The 21,964-nt window shown below is 43.7% G+C and carries 18 protein-coding genes and 1 other RNA gene; 5 read left to right on the forward strand and 14 right to left on the reverse strand.

Features of this window, described 5'->3' with window-relative positions; genetic code table 11:
* Positions 1 to 190: 190 nt before the first annotated feature.
* The 5 genes from gcvH to IEY03_RS08155 all read right to left on the reverse strand — a co-directional run bounded on the left by gcvH (position 191) and on the right by IEY03_RS08155 (position 5,200).
* Positions 191 to 580 (reverse strand): glycine cleavage system protein GcvH, encoded by a 390-nt coding sequence (gene gcvH, locus IEY03_RS08135; protein WP_188840860.1) that lies wholly within the window; start codon positions 578 to 580, stop codon positions 191 to 193.
* Between the two features lie 89 nt (positions 581 to 669).
* A complete protein-coding gene (gene gcvT / locus IEY03_RS08140; RefSeq protein ID WP_188840861.1) occupies positions 670 to 1,764 on the reverse strand; it encodes a glycine cleavage system aminomethyltransferase GcvT in 1,095 nt (364 codons plus the stop codon).
* A 232-nt stretch (positions 1,765 to 1,996) separates the two neighbouring features.
* Positions 1,997 to 3,220 (reverse strand): FAD-dependent oxidoreductase, encoded by a 1,224-nt coding sequence (locus IEY03_RS08145; RefSeq protein WP_188840862.1) that lies wholly within the window; start codon positions 3,218 to 3,220, stop codon positions 1,997 to 1,999.
* 74 nt (positions 3,221 to 3,294) lie between these two features.
* A complete protein-coding gene (gene ubiH / locus IEY03_RS08150) occupies positions 3,295 to 4,572 on the reverse strand; it encodes a 2-octaprenyl-6-methoxyphenyl hydroxylase (protein ID WP_188840863.1) in 1,278 nt (425 codons plus the stop codon).
* 52 nt (positions 4,573 to 4,624) lie between these two features.
* Positions 4,625 to 5,200 carry a UPF0149 family protein gene (locus IEY03_RS08155; protein ID WP_188840864.1) on the reverse strand — a complete coding sequence of 192 codons (576 nt, stop codon included), beginning with the start codon at positions 5,198 to 5,200 and terminating at the stop codon, positions 4,625 to 4,627.
* Between the two features lie 218 nt (positions 5,201 to 5,418).
* Here IEY03_RS08155 and IEY03_RS08160 point away from each other — a divergent pair, with 218 nt between their 5' ends.
* The 3 genes from IEY03_RS08160 to IEY03_RS08170 all read left to right on the forward strand — a co-directional run bounded on the left by IEY03_RS08160 (position 5,419) and on the right by IEY03_RS08170 (position 6,762).
* A complete protein-coding gene (locus IEY03_RS08160; RefSeq protein ID WP_188840865.1) occupies positions 5,419 to 5,727 on the forward strand; it encodes a cell division protein ZapA in 309 nt (102 codons plus the stop codon).
* Between the two features lie 43 nt (positions 5,728 to 5,770).
* Positions 5,771 to 5,953, forward strand: a non-coding RNA gene (gene ssrS, locus IEY03_RS08165) — 6S RNA.
* A gap of 8 nt (positions 5,954 to 5,961) precedes the next feature.
* Entirely contained in the window at positions 5,962 to 6,762 is an 801-nt protein-coding gene (locus tag IEY03_RS08170; protein ID WP_229778238.1) for a 5-formyltetrahydrofolate cyclo-ligase, read from the forward strand.
* Between the two features lie 144 nt (positions 6,763 to 6,906).
* On the opposite strand, the gene IEY03_RS08175 is transcribed toward IEY03_RS08170, so the two are convergent.
* From IEY03_RS08175 to gloA2, 6 genes are all read right to left on the reverse strand, one after another.
* Positions 6,907 to 8,199 carry an O-acetylhomoserine aminocarboxypropyltransferase/cysteine synthase family protein gene (locus tag IEY03_RS08175; protein WP_188840979.1) on the reverse strand — a complete coding sequence of 431 codons (1,293 nt, stop codon included), beginning with the start codon at positions 8,197 to 8,199 and terminating at the stop codon, positions 6,907 to 6,909.
* A gap of 124 nt (positions 8,200 to 8,323) precedes the next feature.
* A complete protein-coding gene (gene folM, locus IEY03_RS08180; RefSeq protein WP_188840866.1) occupies positions 8,324 to 9,049 on the reverse strand; it encodes a dihydromonapterin reductase in 726 nt (241 codons plus the stop codon).
* A 208-nt stretch (positions 9,050 to 9,257) separates the two neighbouring features.
* Entirely contained in the window at positions 9,258 to 9,557 is a 300-nt protein-coding gene (locus tag IEY03_RS08185) for an AzlD domain-containing protein (RefSeq protein WP_188840980.1), read from the reverse strand.
* The gene (locus IEY03_RS08190; RefSeq protein ID WP_373290849.1) at positions 9,557 to 10,276 is read right to left on the reverse strand and encodes an AzlC family ABC transporter permease; all 720 of its coding nucleotides are present in this window, start codon (positions 10,274 to 10,276) and stop codon (positions 9,557 to 9,559) included. Before IEY03_RS08190 ends, IEY03_RS08185 begins: the two co-directional genes overlap by 1 nt.
* A 263-nt stretch (positions 10,277 to 10,539) precedes the next feature.
* Complete coding sequence (locus tag IEY03_RS08195) at positions 10,540 to 11,466, reverse strand: ion transporter (protein ID WP_229778244.1); 927 nt, start codon at positions 11,464 to 11,466, stop codon at positions 10,540 to 10,542.
* Between the two features lie 78 nt (positions 11,467 to 11,544).
* Entirely contained in the window at positions 11,545 to 11,934 is a 390-nt protein-coding gene (gloA2, locus tag IEY03_RS08200) for an SMU1112c/YaeR family gloxylase I-like metalloprotein (RefSeq protein WP_188840867.1), read from the reverse strand.
* A 180-nt stretch (positions 11,935 to 12,114) separates the two neighbouring features.
* Here gloA2 and IEY03_RS08205 point away from each other — a divergent pair, with 180 nt between their 5' ends.
* Positions 12,115 to 13,035, forward strand: coding sequence for a manganese-dependent inorganic pyrophosphatase (locus IEY03_RS08205; RefSeq protein WP_188840868.1), 921 nt, complete (start codon positions 12,115 to 12,117; stop codon positions 13,033 to 13,035).
* A 262-nt stretch (positions 13,036 to 13,297) separates the two neighbouring features.
* Here the strand turns inward: IEY03_RS08205 and IEY03_RS08210 are convergent, their stop codons facing one another.
* Positions 13,298 to 16,363, reverse strand: coding sequence for a transglycosylase domain-containing protein (locus tag IEY03_RS08210; protein WP_346055228.1), 3,066 nt, complete (start codon positions 16,361 to 16,363; stop codon positions 13,298 to 13,300).
* A 208-nt stretch (positions 16,364 to 16,571) separates the two neighbouring features.
* Here IEY03_RS08210 and IEY03_RS08215 point away from each other — a divergent pair, with 208 nt between their 5' ends.
* Positions 16,572 to 17,453 (forward strand): DUF72 domain-containing protein, encoded by an 882-nt coding sequence (locus IEY03_RS08215; protein ID WP_229778245.1) that lies wholly within the window; start codon positions 16,572 to 16,574, stop codon positions 17,451 to 17,453.
* Between the two features lie 171 nt (positions 17,454 to 17,624).
* On the opposite strand, the gene IEY03_RS08220 is transcribed toward IEY03_RS08215, so the two are convergent.
* Both IEY03_RS08220 and IEY03_RS08225 read right to left on the reverse strand, forming a co-directional pair.
* Positions 17,625 to 20,750, reverse strand: a complete 3,126-nt coding sequence (locus IEY03_RS08220; protein WP_188840869.1) for an efflux RND transporter permease subunit — start codon at positions 20,748 to 20,750, stop codon at positions 17,625 to 17,627.
* Positions 20,747 to 21,964 (reverse strand): efflux RND transporter periplasmic adaptor subunit, encoded by a 1,218-nt coding sequence (locus tag IEY03_RS08225; protein WP_188840870.1) that lies wholly within the window; start codon positions 21,962 to 21,964, stop codon positions 20,747 to 20,749. The genes IEY03_RS08220 and IEY03_RS08225 overlap by 4 nt, the downstream gene beginning before the upstream one ends.

Raw genomic sequence — 21,964 nt, forward strand, 5'->3', positions numbered from 1 at the left:
AATTTGCCAGTAGTGGGCTGTAGGGCACAGTTACTGGGTATGTGTGAAATAGTGGTACGTGTGAATGTGTGTAATACGTCGATATCTTTCAAAAAGTGTTTTTTTGTTGATATTTTTATCTAATGACGTGTTGCAGCGCGCCACACAAAACAAAGAAGCTCCCGAGGGAGCTTCTCAGTGCCGACAAGATTTACTCTTCGTCGATAACTTCTTGATAGCCTTCAGCATCTAATAGGCCGTCAGCTTCAGACGCATCAGATGGCATTACGCGGAAGAACCAACCGTCGCCGAATGCATCGCTGTTGACTAACTCTGGAGAGTCTTCTAATGCTTCGTTAATGGCAATGACTTCGCCAGAAATAGGAGCATAGATATCAGATGCCGCTTTAACAGATTCTGCAACTGCACAGTCTTCACCAGCGGTAACCGTGTCACCCACTTCTGGTAATTCTACGAATACCATGTCACCTAAAAGCTCTTGAGCGTGCTCAGTAATACCTACTGTGTAGCTACCGTCAGTTTCAAGACGGATCCACTCGTGTGAAGAAGCATATTTCAAATCTGCTGGAATGTTGCTCATTGTCGTTGTCCTTTAATCTGGTTCTGTAATCTGTTGTAAAAATTGTTCCAGCTGGCTAAGCGTCAATGCTGCTTAGCAAACTGCTTAATTTAGAATGCTTGTTTGCCGTTACGTACAAAGCTTGGGGCAATCACTTTAACCGCAACGCGTTTTTTACGCATTTCAACTTCGGCAACCGTACCAATACCGTTTGGTACGCGTGCCATTGCAATAGAATAGCCTAAAGTTGGCGAGAAAGTCCCGCTGGTGATCGCACCTTGATGCTCTACACCGTTTTCATCGGTGAAAAACACTGGCATATCATGGCGTAAAACGCCTTTTTCTTCCATAACTAGACCAACTAATTTGTCGGTGCCAGCAGCTTTTAATTGAGTTAATGCTGCGCGGCCAATAAAGTCACGGTCGCTTGGCTCCCACGCTACGGTCCAACCCATGTTAGCAGCTAATGGATTAATGCTTTCGTCCATGTCTAAACCGTATAGGTTCATACCGGCTTCTAAACGTAATGTGTCACGCGCGCCTAGACCACAAGGACGAACTTCAACGTCTAAAAGTGCTTGCCATAGCGCCTGAGCTTCGTCTTCAGGGACGATAATTTCGTAGCCTGCTTCACCGGTATAACCTGTGGTAGCAATAAATAGGCTGCCAGATTGCACGCCAAAGAATGGCTTCATGCCTTCAATCGCTGCATTTTGCTCGGCATTGAATACTTTAGCGGCTTTCGCTTTAGCGTTAGGGCCTTGTACGGCGATCATCGCTAGCTCTGGACGCTCAGTGATGCTGACATCAAAGGCTGCAGCTTGCTTGTTGATCCACGCTAGGTCTTTTTCGCGGGTGGCTGAGTTAACCACAACGCGGTAGTGCGTGTCGGTTAAATAGTAAGTGATAAGATCGTCGATGATACCAGCGTTTTCGTCTAGCATGCCGCCGTATAAGGCTTTGCCTGGTACGGTCAGTTTGGCGACATCGTTTGCTAATAGCTTACGTAAGAATGCACATGCGTCAGTGCCAGTAACATCGACAACCGTCATGTGTGACACGTCAAACATACCCGCGTCTTGACGAACAGCATGATGCTCTTCGATTTGCGAACCATAGTTGATTGGCATTTCCCAACCGTGGAAATCCACCATTTTGGCGTTCGATTCTAAATGCTTGCTGAAGAGTACCGTTTTGCTAGCCATTCTTATCCCTTATTGTGGGTAGTGCCATGTAAAAAAACACAGCCTAGGTATTTGCTAAAATTCGGCCAAAATTATACTCGGCAGAGTTGGATTGTATACAAAAAAATTTTCTAATCCGACAGGCATATCATTAGTTTAGCTAATGCGATACCTGTAATAAATTTACAACTCTTTTAAATGAAAATCATCTATAGCGCTGGATCACCTGATATATAAGCGATTTTAAAGATTCTTAAGATGAAATTGATTCACGACACAGTTTAGGTAATGTCATCTTGTTGCCCATGGCCTGTCTGACGAACACTGTTTTCAGACCAGCAACATTATCGACCAAAGACAATCCGATGTCGCGGATGGCTTTTTTCACAGGATTGCGTCCAGCAAACAGTCGCTTAAAGGCTTCCATGGTGGCGATCATTTCCATGGCTTCCGTTTTACGCCAGCGCTCTAACGCGCGTAAATGACGATATTCACCAATGTCTTTGCCCTGCTCATGCAGTTCTGTCACGGTTTGAATAATACTGGCAGCATCTAAAAAGCCTAAGTTAACCCCTTGCCCTGCCAATGGATGCACTGTATGAGCCGCATCACCCGCTAACACTAAGCGATGGCGGGCAAAATGACGGGCATAACGCATACGTAGTGGAAACGCATGGCGCTCGCTTATCACTTCACATACACCTAAACGACTGTCTAAGGCTGCGGTTAACGCATGGCCAAAGGTCACATCATCTAAGGCTAACAATTGCTCAGCATGCTGCGGCGAGGTTGACCATACTATCGAACACAGGTTGTCCTCATATAAGGGCAGCATGGCCAAAGGGCCATCAGGTAAAAAGGCCTGACGTGCGGTGGCATCATGGGGAAGTTCGGTGCGAACAGTAGCAACTATCGCGTGGTGACCATAATCCCAAAAGGTTAATGGAATTTGGCATTGTTGGCGTACCCATGAATTAGCGCCATCGGCACCTATCACTAACGCGGCTGACATATTGTCACCGTTTTCCAGGGTTAACCAAGCTTCGCGTTCGCCAAATGCCACCCGCTGCAATTTTTGTTGTTCAATATGGGTGATATTGGTTAGCTCACTGACTCGTTTGGCTAATGCAAAACTAATGGCGTCGTTTTCAATGATCGCCCCAAGATGGTTTTCGCTAATGGCATGGGCGTCAAATTCAATTTTACCCATGCCGTCTTTGTCCCACACCATCATTTTTTGGTATGGACTGACTCGGCTATGGTCAAGGTATTGCCATGCGCCAAGGTTGGTTAGCAGTTGTTGACTGGCTTTATTAATGGCACTGACGCGCAGTTTAGGCTCACCGCTGGGGGCTTGTGTGCTGCTAGCATCAATGACCACTACCTTTAAATTGGCTTCAGCTAAGCCAATTGCGGTAGCTAATCCCACCATTCCGCCGCCAACAATGGCAACATCGAAAGTTTGGCTGGTATACATAGCAGTGTCCTTTTAAAGCATCAGTGAAAAAGTAAATCGGTGCATGGCTTTGGTGTTTGAATATAAAGGGATGATTAACGCCAGCCCATAGCAATTTGTGCCACAGGCCGTTTTAACGGTGGTAACCATGATAATAATCTTAACCCCAGCGAGCGCCCAGCCACGAGTGGCCAATGTTGATTTGAAAAACCACGCACTAAAAATTCGATATTACGCAAAGTGCTGTGGCGATCGTCCTGACGCGCGGCCAAATATTGATGCACTATCTCGCTTGAGCCAACATCAAATACCCTTGAATTATTATCCGCGTTAGCATCCGCTTGTTTAAGTGCGGTTTCAATTACCTGAATAAGTCCCACTACATCACGTAAACCTAAGTTGAAACCTTGCCCTGCTATAGGGTGTAAGGTTTGCGCAGCATTACCTACAAATACACAACGGTGAAATATTGGCCGCGGCATAGTGGTTAGGGTTAACGGATAAGTTACGCGTTTACCGACTTGGGTAAAACGCCCTGCCCGATTACCAAAAGCTTGTTGTAATTGCTGTAAAAAGTCGGCTTCATCGGTCTGGGCTAATTGCGCAGCTTTTGCAGGTGAAACCGCCCATACCAATGATAATCTGGCATGGCTTGAAGCCCGTGGTGCTTGGCCTTGAACTACAACCGGATTACTCATAGGTAATAAGGCTAATGGGCCAGTTTCGGTGAATCTTTCATATGCCCAGTGTTGATGCGGTTTATCGGTTTCAACATTGGCCACCACAGCGCTTTGCTGAAAGTCGATTTGTTCAGCGTCTTGCTTTAATTGCTCACGCACTACTGAATTAGCACCATCAGCAGCCACCAGCAATTTAGCGCTAAGGGTAAACCCATTATCTAACGTTAGGTAATGGCCCTGTTCATCACTGGTGAGTTGGCTGAGTTTTGCGGGACAGAATAAAGTGATATCGGCTTGTTTAAGTTGTTCAAACAGCACCTGCCCCACTTGCGCGAGCTCAACCACTTGACCTAATGCCGATAAGCCTAGCGGCTTGGCGTTAAGTTCGGTCATGCCAAAATGACCGCGATCTGAAATGTGAATGTCTTCAATTGCTGTGCCTAAATGGCTCAGCGCAGGCCAAATGCCCAAGCGAGTTAATTCAAAAATAGAACCATGGGCAATAGCAATTGAGCGAGCATCAAACCCTGGGTGACTGTCGTCGGCTTGCTGGGCTTCAATAAGGGCAATGGATAATGGCTGCGCCCGACCTTGATTGAGCTTGGCAAGTCCTAGCGCTAAGGTTGCGCCCGCCATGGCACCGCCAATAATAACAATATCAAAGGGTTGTAATGCTGCTGATGCTGAATTCATATCTCAACTCAATCGCTTATTTATTTGCGGCTAAAGCCTGTGACTAAATAATTTAGTGTACGGTTTGGGTGGTGTCGGTGTTGTCCATTGGCGGAACTGGACCAAATTCTGAGTAACATAAAATTGCCGCCATGCGGACAAACTCTTGCAACTCAACATAGGCAGCTTCTGATTCTTCATCATCACCTACATCAAATTCCACTTGAGCGATTTCAGCAAGATCTTTGATCACTTCTTTTACATCGTCCGATGCCTGATTCAATTTTGGCTGAATAATGGCAATGCCAGTTAAAAAGCTTTGGGTCCACAGCGACAATGCTTCAACCCGATGCGATAATGACACTTCCTCTTCAGGCAGCAATAAAGTGAAGCCGAATTCAAAATCAGCCAAACGGGTGACTGTGTCCTGATAAAGGTCGGTAATTAACTTCAGTAAGTTGCTTTCTAGTGCCTGACCATCGTTCATTAAATCAATTAATGGGCCAACCCAGGTTTGATTATCCTGTTCAACACCACCACAAATTAAGCCTACCAATGCACCGTGAACTTCTACTGGGTGCTGGCCAATTTCGGCGGCGTCGAGGGCATTTTTAAGGTTGTCGATACATAATGAAGGTGGGGTTGCCATGGTACTTTCCTAAAGGGCGATAACTTTCCCAATGCTAGCAGAGTTCGCTATTGTCGCCAAATACTTGCAGCCACGATGTGAGATAAAAGCCAGATTTGCTCAGACATACAGCAAATAGATAAAAAGGCGTCTGCTTGCCTTGCGCTTTTAAATCCACACCTATATAGTTCGGCTTTAACAATATATGCTTTTTTTATAAAGGATCTTGCCGCGACGTTATGAGTACCAGCGCTGTTGAAATAACCCTTTTAGGGCGCACATACTCTATCGCATGTCCCAAAGGACGTGAGGATAACCTACGCTCAGTGGCCAGAGAGGTTGAGGCACAGCTCACCAACCTGAAAACCCGTACCAATAGCTTGAGCCGCGAAGAATTAGCCATTATGGCCGCGTTAAATATTGGTAATGAATTGTTTGAAGAAAAGCAGAAAAATAAACACTATATGGCGCAAATGGACGAGCGTATTTCTTTGTTACAATCTACGCTTGAAAATTCGTTGATTGAACGAAGTCGCAAGGACGACTAAAATCAGTTTTAGATACTTGCGTTAAGCAACTATCGACCTGTTTTGCTCCCTGGGATATGCGTGTGTTGGTAATGTCCCTGTGCCGATATTTACAAACCCAGGGTGAATGCTTTCATTGACATTGTGCATGCTCGGCTCGTATCGAGAAGCCTTAGGATATGAACATTTACCCGCCTTGAACCTACGGTTCAAGGGCTTACACCAGCCACGGTATTCTGGGGAGCATCCTAATTTATGACGTTAACTCGCTACATGAACACTGCTGAAATACCAGCAGAATCAGCACCAGCCCAAACCACTTATTTCTCATCTGGTAGTAAACATTTAGACATTGCTAATCAGGCATTATCTGCAGTAGATGCTGATAATCAACATCTGCATATCGATAACCTCGCCCATCAAGATTCTGGTTTTGAATTAAGCAATCAAGAGCGTTATGCGCTATTTGACAGCCAAGGTATGGGGCGTGATTTTATTCGCCGTCATATTCGCGAAGAACGTAAAAGCTTTAGCTCTGCTGAGCAACATCAATTAGCGTTAATTGCTAGCCGTCATATGTTGGCTGAAATTCAGCAACGTAATGCCCAGCATGTTGCCTTGTATTTCAGCTTCGATGGTGAGTTAGCTACTGAAAAATTGATTGAAGCCCTATGGCATATTGGAGTGAAAACCTATTTGCCGATCGTGCATCCTTTTTGTCCAGGTCACTTGCTATTTTGCCACTACCACAGTGAATCGGTATTGATTAAAAACAAGTTTGGTATTTCAGAACCTAAACTGAATGTGCAAGACGTGATCCCCACGCCTAAGCTAGACATGATTGTGACCCCATTAGTGGCATTTGATGGTGCCTGTAACCGTATGGGTATGGGCGGTGGTTACTATGATAGAACCTTGAAAAACAGTGTGGACAACAAACCTTTTGCGGTTGGTTTTGCCCATGATTGTCAGCAGGTGAGTCATTTGCCTGTTGAGTGTTGGGATGTGCCATTGCCATTGGTGATCACGCCCACTCGACGCTTAGCCCGCAGTTAAACACCAAAGCCAATTGACCTTTGCTGATTATATTTCACTCAGCCTAGGCCGCATAAAAAATCATCCCCACTACACTTGATGTATGGGGATGATTTGTTTATGGCTTTACAACATATAGCATCTTAAGCCTTATGAGTCATGCGCTTAGCTTAATGCTTTCTCCAGTGCCTGACTGACATCGGCAATGATATCGTCGATATGCTCAATGCCCACTGAAATTCTAATTAAGTCTTCTGAGACGCCCGCTTTAGCCAGTTCAGCCGCATCAAGTTGTCTGTGGGTAGTGCTTGCTGGGTGACAAGCTAATGACTTGGCATCACCAATGTTCACTAAACGTAATACCATTTGTAGCGCATCAATAAACTTACCGCCCGCCACTTTACCCGCCTGCGCATTAGGGGCTTTTATGCCAAAACTGATAATACCTGAAGCCTTGCCGCCAGTGATTTTTTGGCAACGCTCAAAATGCGGACTATTAGGCAGTGCAGCATAATTAACCCAACTCACTTGTGGGTGATTATCTAGGTATTTAGCTAATGTCAGTGCATTACTGCAATGACGTTCCATACGTAAGCTAAGGGTTTCTAGTCCTTGCAGTAATAAAAAGGCACTTTGTGGCGATAACGCTGCGCCGGTATTCCGTAATGGCACAACGCGGCAACGGCCAATAAAGGCCGCTGGGCCAAACGCTTCGGTATACACCACGCCATGATAAGATGGATCGGGCTGGTTCAGTAAGGCAAAACGTGACTTATTGGCAACCCAGTCAAATTTACCGGAATCAATAATCACCCCGCCAATGGTTGTGCCATGGCCGCCTATATATTTGGTTAATGAATGAATAACAATATCGGCGCCATGATCAAATGCGCGGCACAGCACCGGAGTGGCCACGGTATTATCCACCACTAACGGCACCCCATGTTTATGGGCAATATCAGCTAAACGTTGTAAATCGACCACGTTACCTGCGGGGTTACCAATCGACTCACAGAATAACGCTTTGGTTTTATCGTCAATCAGGGCTTCAAGGCCAGCATAATCATCATAAGCGGCCATGCGAACTTCAACGCCTTGACGCGGTAAAGTGTGGGCAAATAAATTATAGGTGCCACCATATAACTGACTGGTGCTAACTATGTTATCACCCACTTGAGTTAAGGCTTGAATAGCATAGGTAATCGCTGCCATGCCTGAAGCCACCGCTAATGCTGCAATGCCGCCTTCAATGGCTGCAAGACGCTGCTCTAACACATCTGTTGTGGGGTTCATTATGCGGGTGTATATATTACCAGCCACTTTTAAGTCGAATAGATCAGCACCGTGCTGGGTGTCATCAAAGGTATAAGAGGTAGTTTGGTAAATGGGTACGGCTGCAGCCTTGGTGGTTGCTTCGGATTTATAGCCGTGGTGGAGCGCGAGCGACTCGAGTTTCAAATTTGCCGTTGACATAATCCCTTCCTTTGATGATAAGCAGTGTGAATATTGCACTGATATTCACACTAACAAACAGCCATCTAGAAGTCTAAATATTTTTTTGTCTGTTAAATCCGCTCTGCCATTACATTAACTGCCGCCCGCCATCTACGGCATAGCTGCGCCCCGTAACATAGTGGCTTGATTGCAGGTACTCAACGAGGGCTATAATTTCATGATTACCGGCTTCTTTTGGCAATATTGCTTTAGCTAACGCTTTAACTTTATAAGCTTCATCATCGTGCTCGTTGAATAAAATCATCGCTGGCGCAATAGAGTTAACTTTAACGTGTGGTGCTAATTTGGCCGCAAAAGATAAGGTTAAATTGTGCAATGCCGCTTTACTGGCCGCATAAGCAATATGCTTTTTACTGCCTTTCTCAGCCACATAATCAGTGATATGAATAATATTGCTGGCGCCCACCATATCGGTATTTAGCTGAGCGCTTTGTATTAATAAATCGGCCAATGCGAGATTAATTTCATAGGGAGCGCTCACATGTACCTGCATCATGCGGTTAATGGTGTCACTGGCACTTAATGGATTGTTGTCGGGCAACCAATCTGAAGCGTTATGAATAATGCAGTCTAAACGCTTTGTCGTTTTAACCTGCTGAATAAAATTGGCGACAGATGCGCCATCGGTTAAATCACATTTAATCAGCGTTGCGCCTAACTTTCGAAGCTGCTCTATGCTGTCGTAGTGACTACGATAAGTACCAATAACGTTATCGCCACGGGCTAAAAAGTGCTTTGCTAGTGCATAGCCGATGCGTTTACCTACGCCTGTAATCAATACCGTCTTATTCATATACTTCTCTTATTTATCAGGATAGATTTGTTATTTTTCATTACCTTAGCATATCGACAAAATAGAACGCTAGGCAAGTTATCATTCACTTACACTACCGCAAACTTAATACAGTTCAATGACAGTACATTACGCTGACGACCTTGATTAGGTTTAAAGTTTAAACATCTAATTGGCATTGATCTAATGTTCACTTATCAAAGCTGACCTAAAGCAGAAAAAACAGCCCCATACTGATCACTATGGTTAGCAGGGTATTTTTAGTTAACCATGCTAATAATGTCGCAACGATGGCGCAGACGAGATACGGATTAGACAGTGATAAATCCAGCTGATTATTGGGTACAAACACAATCGGTGCAAAAATAGCGGTTAATACTGCGGGGGCGGAATAACTTAAAAACGTCAGCGTTTTCTTGCTTAACCGAATTGGTACTTTAGGCTCAAGTAACACATGACGACTGGCAAACACGATTATTGCCATGAGTATTATGGTTAACCAAATCATCATTTGCTCTCCTCGGAAGCTGCGGGCTTATCTGACTGATCTGATTGATCTGATTGATCTGATTGATGCACGGACTCACAGGTAATACTGGCGTAAGCATATCCGGCAAACATACCAGTAAGCGTGGCAATTAACAGCCCAGATTGTATTTCTAATACTGCACACACCACCGCAAGCACTAACGATACCAACACACAAATTAATACCGAGGGCTTAGTTACGCTTGGCACCACAATGGCAATAAAAGTGGCGGCAATTGCAAAATCGAGTCCTAATTCGCCTAAGTTATCAATATTTTGTCCGGCGACAATGCCAATAAAAGTGGCAATGTTCCACCCTAAATAAAAAGTTAATCCACCACCAAGGGCAAACCAAGGATCAAACTTGTGCTGTTGACCATGATTAGCAATCGCAAACAGTTCGTCGGTTAATAAGAAACCCAGCGCTAAACGCCATTTTAATGCTAAAGGGCTAATACGCTGGCGCATTGCCATGGCATACAGCACATGGCGTGAAGTAATTAATAGGGTGGTGATAAGAATACTGCCCAACCCCACACCGGCTTTTATCATCCCAAGCGCAACTAGCTGGGCGCTGCCGGCAAAAATAATGGCTGACATAGCCTGACTTTGTAAGCCGGTTAAGCCAACTTCTAGGGCAAATGAGCCCGCCAATATGCCCCATGGGATCACCGCGATGGTTAAAGGCATGACAGCCAGTGCGCCTAGCCAATATGATTTAGCGCGGCTATGTGTATGGGTGGCACAATCGTTTGAGAATGATGACAATGGCTTTCCCTGTGAGAATTCATAATCGTTAAATCGTTAAATCGTTAAAAAACCTCAATTCTGATTAGAAGAGACAAATTAAATCAAGTTAGATGAGGTTGAATATCACTTAACCTAACTGATTAAGATAAAAAAAGCCCCTGATAAAATATCAAGGGCTGTGGCTATTAGTGAATCAGACTATATTAAGCGGTTTATTCCACCTGACGCGGGGTGTTTTGCTGCTGAAGTAATAGAGCCGTGAGTTGATCTATTTTCATATGCAGCTGTTTTACTTCTGCCGCTGTTGCGGGTCGGTGTGGATGGTCATCATGTAGCTCACTTGCTTGGGCCAATCCATTAGGCCCAGTTAAACTGTCAGCATTTTGGATAGCCACAGATCCCTGCTGCTCAATGGCGAGTTTCAACTTGGCTTCACTCATTAAACGACTTTCTTCACTCATCACATCTAATACGGTTCCCACCATCATGTTTAAAAAAGTAAAAGTAGTCAGAAAAATGAAGCTTAAATAAAACATCCAGCTTAAGGGGTATATCGCCATGGTTTCGTACATAATCGATGTCCATGATTCGAATGTAGATATTCGAAACAAGGTCAGCATGGCAATAGATACATCACCCCATAAAAACTCATTAATATGGCCGAAGAACATACTGCCCACAGCACCATAGATATAAAAAATCACGAACATCAGCAACACTATGTAACCCATGCGCGGGATTGCTTTAAATAAGGCATTAATCAACATTCGCAGTTCAGGCACCATAGACACTAAACGCAATACGCGGAATATCCTGAGCAATCGTGCCAATAACACGGTTGAGCCACCTAATGGAATTAAGCTGCCAATCACAATCACAGTGTCGAAAACATTCCAGCCTTTAGAGAAGAAGCTTTTGGCACCATCGCTGGCAAGGTAGCGAATAATTAACTCGAAAAGAAAAAACACCGTAATACCTATGTCTAACACCCATAAGCTATTTTCTAACCATGGGGGTAAATGATAGGTGTGCGCGCCAATGGATAATGCCGACACCACAATGACAAAAATCACAAACCCCTGAAAGGTCTTACTGCGATCAATAATTTTGAGTTTATTTTGTATGGCGGTAACAGACATAAGAATGATCGCTCCTGCAAACATAAGTACAACAGATAAAATGTTGCAGGAGACTACAGAGCTTGGCTTAATATTGCCTTAAAAATGGTGAGAATAAAGCTCTAAAGGTAAACCGTCTGGGTCGTTAAAAAACGTAAATCGTTTTTGGGTGTATTCATCAACACGTATGGGTTCTACATTAATATTATGCGAAACCAAATAGGCGACCACCTGATCAATATCATCAACTTTGAACGCTAAATGGCGTAATCCTTGCGCCTCGGGATAGCTGGGACGAGGCGGCGCATGGTTAAACGAGAAGAGTTCAATTTGGCTACCATCGGGTAAGGCTAAATCCAGCTTATACGAGTCACGTTCGGCGCGATAGTTTTCAGCAAGAATAGGTAAACCCAGTATGTGATGGTAAAAGTGTTTCGCGCCGGCATAGTCGCCACAAATGATCGCCGCATGATGAATACCGAGTAACATAGACAATCCCGTTGGAAAACACCTTAACTCTGATGTTATAGCACACTAGGGCTAACCGCTAGGTTGGAATCACGGCTCCAGTGAGATTTTTAACAGGGCATAAGAGCTTTTTTTCGTATAAGGATTGGTCAAGCATTTAAATCTTGCTAAAATCGGCGCAAATTTAGAGGAGTCTTAACAATGTCAATGTATGTAGTAGGTCATAAAATCCCTGATTCGGATTCAATTTGTGGTGCAATCGCGTTAGCTTATTTAAAAAATCAAATTGGCGAACCTGCAATTGCCGCACGTTTAGGTGAGTTATCACCTGAAACTGCATTTATTCTAGACCGTTTCGGCTTTGAAGCTCCTGAGTATAAAACCAGTTACGCTGGCGAGAATGTGTATATTGTTGATCACTCTGAAATCACCCAAGCGCCAGACGATATTGCACAAGCCACTATCGTGGGTATTGTGGATCACCACAAACTGGGTGATTTAACGACATCAACACCGTTAGAGTGTTGGATCCGCCCTGTGGGCTGTAGTAACACCGTAATTAAGATGATGTATGATTTCTATCAAGTAGAAATTCCTGCAAACATTGCTGGCATTATGATGTGTGCCATTTTAAGTGATACGGTTATTTTCAAATCACCAACCTGTACCACTGCTGATATTCGTTGCGTTGAAGCGCTGGCGGAAATCGCCGGCGTTGAAGACTTTAAAGAATTAGGCATGGACATGTTTAAAGTCAAATCTGCGGTAGAAGGCACGCCAGTACGTGATCTCGTTATGCGTGATTTTAAAGACTTCAACATGAACGGTAACTTAGTGGGTATTGGCCAACTAGAAGTTATTGATTTAGCCGTATTTGATGCCATCAAAGCTGATTTAGCCGCAGATATTGCTGCACTAAAGCAAGAAGGCAATCGCCACAGTGTGTTATTGCTACTGACTGATATTATGAAAGAAGGCAGTGAAATGCTGGTTATTTCTGACAGTGCCGACTTAACTGAGCGTGCTTATGGCAAAGCGACGGTAGATGGTAAAGTGTGGTTAGATGGTGTGTTAAGCCGTAAAAAGCAAGTTGTACCATCACTTCAGGAAGCCTTTGCTTAAGCCTGCAACCATAGATGTTAATCCGTTAAGTTAAGTTAAGTTAAGTTAAGTTAAGTTAAGTTAAGTTAAGTAGACTAACGGAGATAAAAAAGTCAGCTATTATTAGCTGACTTTTTTTATTGGCTTGTTTCTAGTCACTGACTGTCGATTTTAGCATGTGTCGCCACAGTGGCTTTTTATTGTTTTAGATAACGCGTGGCTAGGTTGAATAAATTGCGGCTAAGCAATCTAATCCACAATTCATCAACAAACAGTAAAATGCTTACTCAGGTTCATCGGCTAAACATAAAGGCTGAAGGGCAAATAATTGCGGAGTCAGTATCGGCAACATGCCTTTAAGCACTTGCAAAGGCAATGCTGAGGTAAAGCTGAAATCATCCGCTTTTTCGCCAGGTACAAATGCCGTTAAAGTCCCAAAGTAGTTATCACCGAGGTAAAACACAAAGGTAGCGGTTCGGTTCATTGCCGTAGACGACACTTTTCGCCCATTACGGATCTCGGTAGCAATACGGTTATCACCTGTGCCAGTTTTACCGCCTAAACGGACAATATTACCATCAGCATTAATAATACTGTCTTTCAGGCGCCTTGCAGTGCCCCTTTCGACCACATTCGCCAAGGCATTTTTTAATGCCATAGCCACTTCAGGACGCAATGCTTGTATTGGCTGTTTTATGTCGTTTGTGAATTTCACTTCATACGGGGTATCTTGCGCAAAATGCAATTTTTCAACCCGTACAGTTGGCGCGCGCACGCCATCATTTTGAATAATTCCCATCAACTCTGCCAATGCCGCCGGACGGTCACCAGAGCTGCCTAACGCAGAGCCTAGCGAGGGGACGATAAAATCAAAAGGGTACCCCATACGTTGCCAACGCTGATGGATACTTAAAAATGCTTCTACTTCTAGCATCACTTTAATTCGCTGATCGCGGGCATTTTGATGGCGAGTGCGGAATAACCAGCGATAAACTTCAAGCAAGGTTGCCTGACTATCTTCTAGCACCTGAGTTAACTTGGCATCTGGATAATCATTTAAATAGCTTAATACCCAAAGTTCTAACGGATGCACCCGCGCAATAAAGCCCTGATCGGCCAAATTGAATTTATCTTGGCCATATTTATTGTAAAGGCTATTGATCTGCTTATCCGTTTGCGGTTTATCTGGCATTCTCTCATGCAGAAACTGCTTTAAATCTTCGGTACTTTTATAAGGTTGCAAGTAACGATAGGTTGCCGATAAACGGTGCTCTGACGCTTGCACACCATTAAAGAAAGTCTCTAATCGAGCGGGTGGTGTTAATGCTTGATACTTGCGATAGAAACGGCGCACAAACGTGCTACCTTCACGTTTAGCAAAGGCTTTTAAGTATTCTTCTCGGCGTGGATCTTTATCATTACGCAGTAACTGCGCCATGCTACCTTCGCTGTTATAACTACTACTGTAGTTAACGATATCTTGCATTAGACGCACAAACGGCAAGTTTACTGAGTCTTGTAAAGCTTCATATAGAGTAGGATTGCGGGTATTTTCTTTCTTTTGAAAGTTATTAAACGCATGCAAACCGCCGCCGGTAAAGAAACGCTCATTAACCGATGCAGAGTAGTTGCGTTGCAATGCAGCATCTAACATACGGGTTAAGTTTCTGTCGCGGGTTTCAATCAGATAATCCACCACCCAGCGGGTAATTTTATCTTTAGGTTCAACATCAATACGGTATAAATCGGCCACGGTTTTATCCGCAAAACGCTGTTGTAGCTCAGCCACAATATCAAGGTAGGTGGCTAACACTCTTAACTTAGCGGTTGACCCCAATTCAAGCTTACTGCCCTCATTGATATCAAAAGGTTGGTCGGTACTATCGGTTTGCACCCTAACCCGATTCACGCCGCGATCTTTTTCAAATAAGGTAAAGCTATATAACACATTCGGTAGCTGTTCTGGGGTAAGTAATCGCTCACCTAATAACCCAACCTGCTGGGCATTTTCCTGACGGCTTAGACCACGTAAGTAATCACCCACTTGCTGTTGCAAATCACCATGAAAAGTACTCTGCACGGTTAAATCTAAGCGGTCTAAATCAAATAAGTTGCTCGATAACATGCCTGCGGTTCTGATCCGCACAGCATTAACGCCTTTGTTATTGGGTTTATCTGCAACACCTTTACGACGGTCAAACTTGAGCTTTTGCTGCATCGCGGAGTTCATCAATTGCGGGTCAATTAATGCATAACTCACCAGTAAACGTAAGTGACTATCAACCAATTGCTCTAAATCATCGTGCCCTTGTAATAGATAATAAGATGGGCGACGCTGGGCTATCATTAATGCCACAATTTGCCTGAAAACCTGGCCGCGTTCAGCCGCGGTTTTAGGATCGTGCGGCGACATTAGCAGCTGATTTGCACGATTAAAGTCGGTTTTAAACCAAGCCCATAAACCATCACCAATACCATGAACTTCGCCAAAACCTGGTGCGGAAGATAATGGCACTGTATTTAAGTAGTCTTGAACAATACGCTGCCTTGCGGCCAGAGTGTTTTCGCCTTGCTGATAGACGCGTACCATCGCCGAGCCAATTTGCAGTAACTTGTCTTCAATACTGGAGGTTAAACCAAACTCAGAGTGGCGGAATTTTTCGATCTGGGTGGCCAAGGTACTGCCGCCAGCTTTAGACATGTTGACGCCGACTTTTTCAGCAATTTGAGTAATACTAGCCACCACAAATCGAGGCCAGTCGATCACCGGATTATGATTAGGCTCTGGGTTCCACAGCTCACGGTTTTCAATAAATAATAAGGTATTAGTGACTTCGCTTGGGATCAGGTCACTGTCTTGATAGGCTCTGCTTGGGTACAGTGCATCAAATACATTTTCATCACGACAGTCTTTAATAATTAAACCTGACTGGGCTTTTTCATGGTAAGGCGGGAAGAAGCCATAGCGAGTGTAGTCCATCAACATCGGCGAAAAACTGGCTTGCTGCTCAATAGTAAAGCCATTTTTAACTAATCTATCAATATATTGAGGTAACTTAGTGTAGCCATGACGAATATCAAACGGGCCATACTGTGGGTAAATCACTTTGTCACTAGCAAAAGGCACCACTTGATAAGTAAGTTGTGTGCCGTAATGGTTAACTAATTTAGATTGGTAATGTGAGGTTTTAACTTCGAAGGCAACAAAAACACCCACCGCCACTAATAAAATAATGAAAAGCAAGATAAACAGCAGTTTACCTCGACGGCTAGATTGGGCTATTTGTTTTTGCTGAGAAGATTGAGGCCGATAATTATCAAACTTCATATCTGGGTTTGGATCTGACACAATCACTCCATTGAAAACCAAAATACTGACAACATGCCAGCGTCGTATCCGCGACTTGAATATAACACATAATCGCTGCGGCATTTTATCAGATAGCGATAGTGTTGAGATAGATGGATACATGCTAAGAAGTGTCTTTTTATCGGTTTGTGACCCAAAAAGACTATAAATGTCCATTTTACCAAGATGAGTTAATAGGTAACTGCAAATGAATCGCGAACCTTTGCTAAGATTAGGCTTAGCCATGTGGTCTCAAACACAGTGGAAGCAAAGCCTGTACGGCGATGCCCCTATCTCGGCGCGGTTAGAAAAATATTCACAAATATTTAATACCGTTGAGGGCAATACTACATTTTATGCTTTGCCTAAATTAGCTACCGCCATGAACTGGCGCGATGCGGTTCCTGATACCTTTAAATTTACCTTTAAATTACCTAGACAAATCACCCACGATTTACAGCTGCAAAATGCTCAATCTGATTTGAGTCATTTTTTCAATCTGATGGCTCCTCTAATTGAAAAAACCGCCATCTGGAAAATTCAATTACCAGCACAATTTGGCCCAAGCGCACTGCCCTCGTTAGCGACATTCTTACAACAATTACCGGCTAATTTGCAATTTGGAGTGGAAGTGCGGCATCGTGAGTTTTTTAATAAAGGGGAAGCAGAAAAAGCACTCAACCGGTTGTTAATCGCACATCAATGTAATCGCATTATTATGGACAGCCGTGCGCTATTTGCAGCACTTCCCAACACACCAGTTTTGATTGATGCGCAACAAAAAAAGCCAAATGTGCCTGTTCATCCTATTGCAACGGCCGAACAGCCAATTGTGCGATTTATTGGTCAGTTAGATGCAGATATTAACAGTGCTTTTTTTCAGCAATGGTGCAATAAACTTGCCCTATGGATTGCAGAAGGCAAGCAACCTTTGGTGTTTATCCATACTCCTGATAATGTTTTTGCCCCAGAATTAGCGGTTCGCTTAAATGAAATGCTAAGAGCAACCAGCAGCTTAAATGGATTAGCAAAAATCAATTTAATTGAACAACAACTCAATCAACCCGATCAATTAGATTTGTTATTCTAAATTCATGCATTATATCCATTTAGCTTATAGCTCAATAACCTCTGTTCGGGATAATCACTGAAGGCGGCTTCTGAGTTTAGGAATGAGTTAGCCCCAAAGGTATCAATAAAAAAGCCAGTAGAAAATGGCTACTGGCTTGATTAAATAACGGTAAAAAAATTATCCTTTAGCCTAGCTAAAGCTGTCAGCATATTGTTGATCAAAAAGTGCTTCGTCAACTTTATTACCTTTCAAACGTTCGACCACAAGGTAGTTAACAGGCACTAAGATCAAGGTGATAAAGGTGGCAAAAATAATACCAAAGCCCAGTGATATCGCCATAGGGATCAAAAACTGTGCTTGGGTGGATTGTTCTAACAGCAGCGGCATTAAACCGATAAAGGTAGTTAAACTGGTCAGCATCACTGGTCTAAATCGTTTCGCGCCAGCGGTTAAGACAGCTTCTACTAAGTCCATACCCTCAGCACGTTTCTTATTGATAAAATCCACCAGCACCAGTGAGTCATTGACCACAACCCCAACTAAAGCCAACATCCCCAATATACTAAATATGGTTAAAGGCGAGCCCATTAACCAGTGGCCTATCACAGCACCAATTAAACCAAAGGGAATGACACTCATTACAATGAGCGGCTGAATGTAAGATTTAAAAGGTATTGCTAATAAGCTGTAAATCATAAATAAAACAAATACCAAGCCCCACTGTAAAGACCCAAAACTATCGCTTTGCTCGCGAGCCTCCCCTTCCAGTGAGTGCCTAACACCAGGATATTGCACCATTAAACTATCAAGGTAATCCTTAAGATCAGCTTGAAGTACTGTCATATTGGTGTTGTCTTTGTCGACGTCAGCTGTGACATTTAACACACGATATCTATCAATACGTCGAATGCTTGATGGGCTCTTACCTGAGGTCATTTTTGCCACATGACTCAGCGGTACCTGCGATCCCAGACTTGTTGTGATCAGCACCTTTTTTAGATCATCCATTGACTGGCGTTCGTTAAGTGGCAACCTAACCATGACTCGAACATCATCACGTCCTCGCTGAACTCGCTGAACTTCAGCACCAAAATAAAAGCTTCTTACTTGGCTTGACACTTCTTGGCGAGTTAACCCAAGTGCTTTACCTTGTTCTGTTAATTCAATTAACAGCTCCTCTTTACCATTTGAGAGGCTATCTGATATATCAAACACGGTCGGATAGGTTTTTAAGTGCTCTTTCACTTTATTAGCAACTTCACTCAATGTTTCTAGGGAGTTAGCATTAAGCTGGATATCAATAGGATCTGAACTACGCCCAATTTCAGCACGATAGGTCACCGATTCGGCACCAGGAATTTCACCGACGCTCCGGCGCCATTCGCTCAGTAGTTGCCTAGAGGTAATAGCTGACTTTCGTTTCTCCGCGGGTGTGATTTCAAATCTCACTTCACCTGAACTTGATGTACCACCGCGACCACCGGTCGTTGCCAAAATATTGATGATGACACTTTCACCTGTATCCTTATCGGTATATTTTTCTTGCAAAGCTTCAGCTTTAGCAGCAATGCTGATGATATGCGCATTGGTCACATCAAATGATGTGCCAGCAGGCATGGTCAAATCGAGGCGTACGGTTTCACTGGGAATGCGCGGGAAGAAAGTGAATTTAGTCCACCCAGTTGCTAACAATGCCGCAATGACGAATAACACACTTAAAAATAAGCTCAAGGTTGCGGTTTTATGTTTTAGTGCAATGCGTAAAATGGGTTGATAAAACTGAATAATTGCCCGCTCGAAACCGTCCGCAAATTTTTGTTGTAGTTGCTCTAGCTTGTTGTAGTTATCCTTCTCATGACGCAGTTTAATATTTTTAAGATGCGCTGGAAGTACAAACTTAGATTCAATAAGTGAAAACAGTAAGACTGGGATTACAACGATCGCAATTTGGCCAAATATCGCGCCACGTGTTCCTTCAATAAACAACATAGGTAAGAATGCCGTGACCGTTGTGAGAATGCCAAAGGTCACTGGCGCAGCCACCTCTTGTGTCCCCAGAATAGCCGCTTGCTCACCATTTTCGGCCGTTCTAAGATGGCTGTAGATATTTTCGCCGGTAACAATGGCATCATCGACCACAATCCCCAGCACTAAGATAAATCCAAATAGACTGATTACATTGAGGGAAACACCAAAGAATGGCATGAAAATAAAAGCGCCCATAAAAGAAACAGGAATACCGATAAATACCCAAAATGCGATGGATGGTCTTAAAAACAGCGTCAACAACAAGAGTACCAACAGCCCGCCCTGCAAGGCGCTGCTGGTTAACGTCGCTATGCGGTTTTTAACAATTTCAGAGTCATCATCCCAATAACTTAATCCATACCCCTCAGGTAATGTCGCCTGACGAGAGTCAATGTAGTTTTTGACTTTGTCCGCAACATCGATAGCGCTTTGCTGACCAATCCGATAAACATCAATAAAGGCGGCTTGCTGACCGTTAAAACGCGTTCTTACCGGTGATTCTTCAAATCCATCGACCACATTGGCTATATCACCTAAACGAATAATCGTGCCATCAGCTGCGGTTTTAATCGCAATATTGGCAAATTCATCCTTGTAGTAAGCTTGGCCTTTTGAACGCAGTAAAATATCACCGCCTTGGGTTTTTAAATTACCCGCAGAAATGTCAGTGCTAGAAGCGTTAATCGCGCGGGAAATTTCGGCTAAGGTTAAGTTATACTGACGTAATTTGTTTTGCGATAAATCTAGCGAGACCTCATAGTTACGCACACCACTTAAATCCAGCTGGGTTACGCCATCAAGGCGGAGTAACTCATCTCGAACAACTTCGGCAAATTGTCTGGTCTCTTTTTCGCTATATTTCCCTGTTACCGTGACCGCGATAACTTCACGTTTACGCTGGGCTAAGGCTACAACGGGCTTTTCTGCATCAACGGGAAAAGAGTTAATCGCATCGACACGACTTTTGATGTCTGCCAACATTTCACGCGGGTCGTAACCACTTTCAACCTCAATAAACACTTGCGATGATGACTCTGAAGAATTAGAGGTAATTTTCTTTATCCCTTCGAGATCTTGCACTGCCTCTTCGACACGAATAGTGACCCCTTTTTCAACATCCTCAGGTGTTGCGCCACGAAGCGATATGCCTACTGACACCATTTCAGACTCAACTGTAGGGAAAACTTCCAGTGGAATACGGGTTGAAAGTGAGCCTAAACCCAGAACCAGCAGAAACAACATTAATAAGTTGGCTGCTACATGGTTTTTAGTGAACCAAGCAATCATCTTGGTTGCTCCTCTTTCGGTGAAGGTTTAGTGGGTAAATCAGGTTTACTTTCACTTTGTTTAACCTTTGAAGGTACACCTAATACCGTCACCGGCGTACCAGAGCTAACTTGCCCAAGAGGGGTAATAACCAGTTCATCACCATTGTTTAAACCACTTTCAATGACGGCATCTTGGCTATTCTGCCATCGAGTGGTGACTTCTTTACGTAATAATTTGCCATCGTTAACCACGTAAACATAGGTACCTTGGTATATTGCTTTAGTTGGAACAACAATCACTTGATCAAGTTTTTTACCGGCTATATTGGCGGTCAGGTATTGACCTATTTTTAACGGAATGGGTTGGTTACTTTGATAATTAAAAGGCTCGTCAATTTGGGCAACCACATAGAGTTGTTGTGAACTACTGTCGATAGCCCCTTCGGTGCGAATTAACTGTCCTTTCCAATTTTGCAGACCGATTAAATCTGATTCGAAGGTCACGCTGGCCACTTCTGTTTTACCTTGCTCAGGCAATTCAACGAGCGATAGGTCACTATTATTTATTGGTAAACGAATTTCGACATAGTCGGTGGCATAGATGATGGCCAATTGGCCATTGGTGGTTACCACTCGGCCAATATCAACATTTTTTTCTAAAATACGCCCTGAAAATGGTGCAACTATTTCAGTACGCTCTAACGCTAAGTTAGCTTTTTCAAGTTTAGCTTGGTTAGATAACATTGCCGCTCTTGCTGCGGCTAATTGCGGTTCACGTAGCACAAGAGATGTGGGTTCGCGACCATTGCTAAGACGCTGCCAATCAGCCAAAGCTTGGTTAGTTCGAGCTTGCTCTTCCAAAAGTTGTTGTCTAGCAAGTAATAACCCGGCTTCAGCAATTTTGACTTCAGCGAGATAATCTCGGTCATCGAGTTGCACCAGTACTTCACCTTTCTCGAAAAAGCCGCCTTCACGAAAATTTGGACTGATAGATAGGATCTGCCCTGAAGCTTGAGTCACTAACGAGCTTTGCGTGCGTGGTTTTACCACCCCAAAACTGCCCACCTGAACCTGATAATCCTGCGATTTAACAATTTGGGTTTCAACCGTCATTGCTGCAACAGGCATTGGTTTACCGCGGGTTGAAGTTGGCGGGTTTGCAGTGATGAGCACTATGGTCACTATCGCTAAGGCAATGATACCAACTGGGATAAGGTATTTCTTATTCATCAT

It is taken from the genome of Shewanella aestuarii (assembly GCF_014647215.1).
GTDB lineage: Bacteria > Pseudomonadota > Gammaproteobacteria > Enterobacterales > Shewanellaceae > Shewanella > Shewanella aestuarii.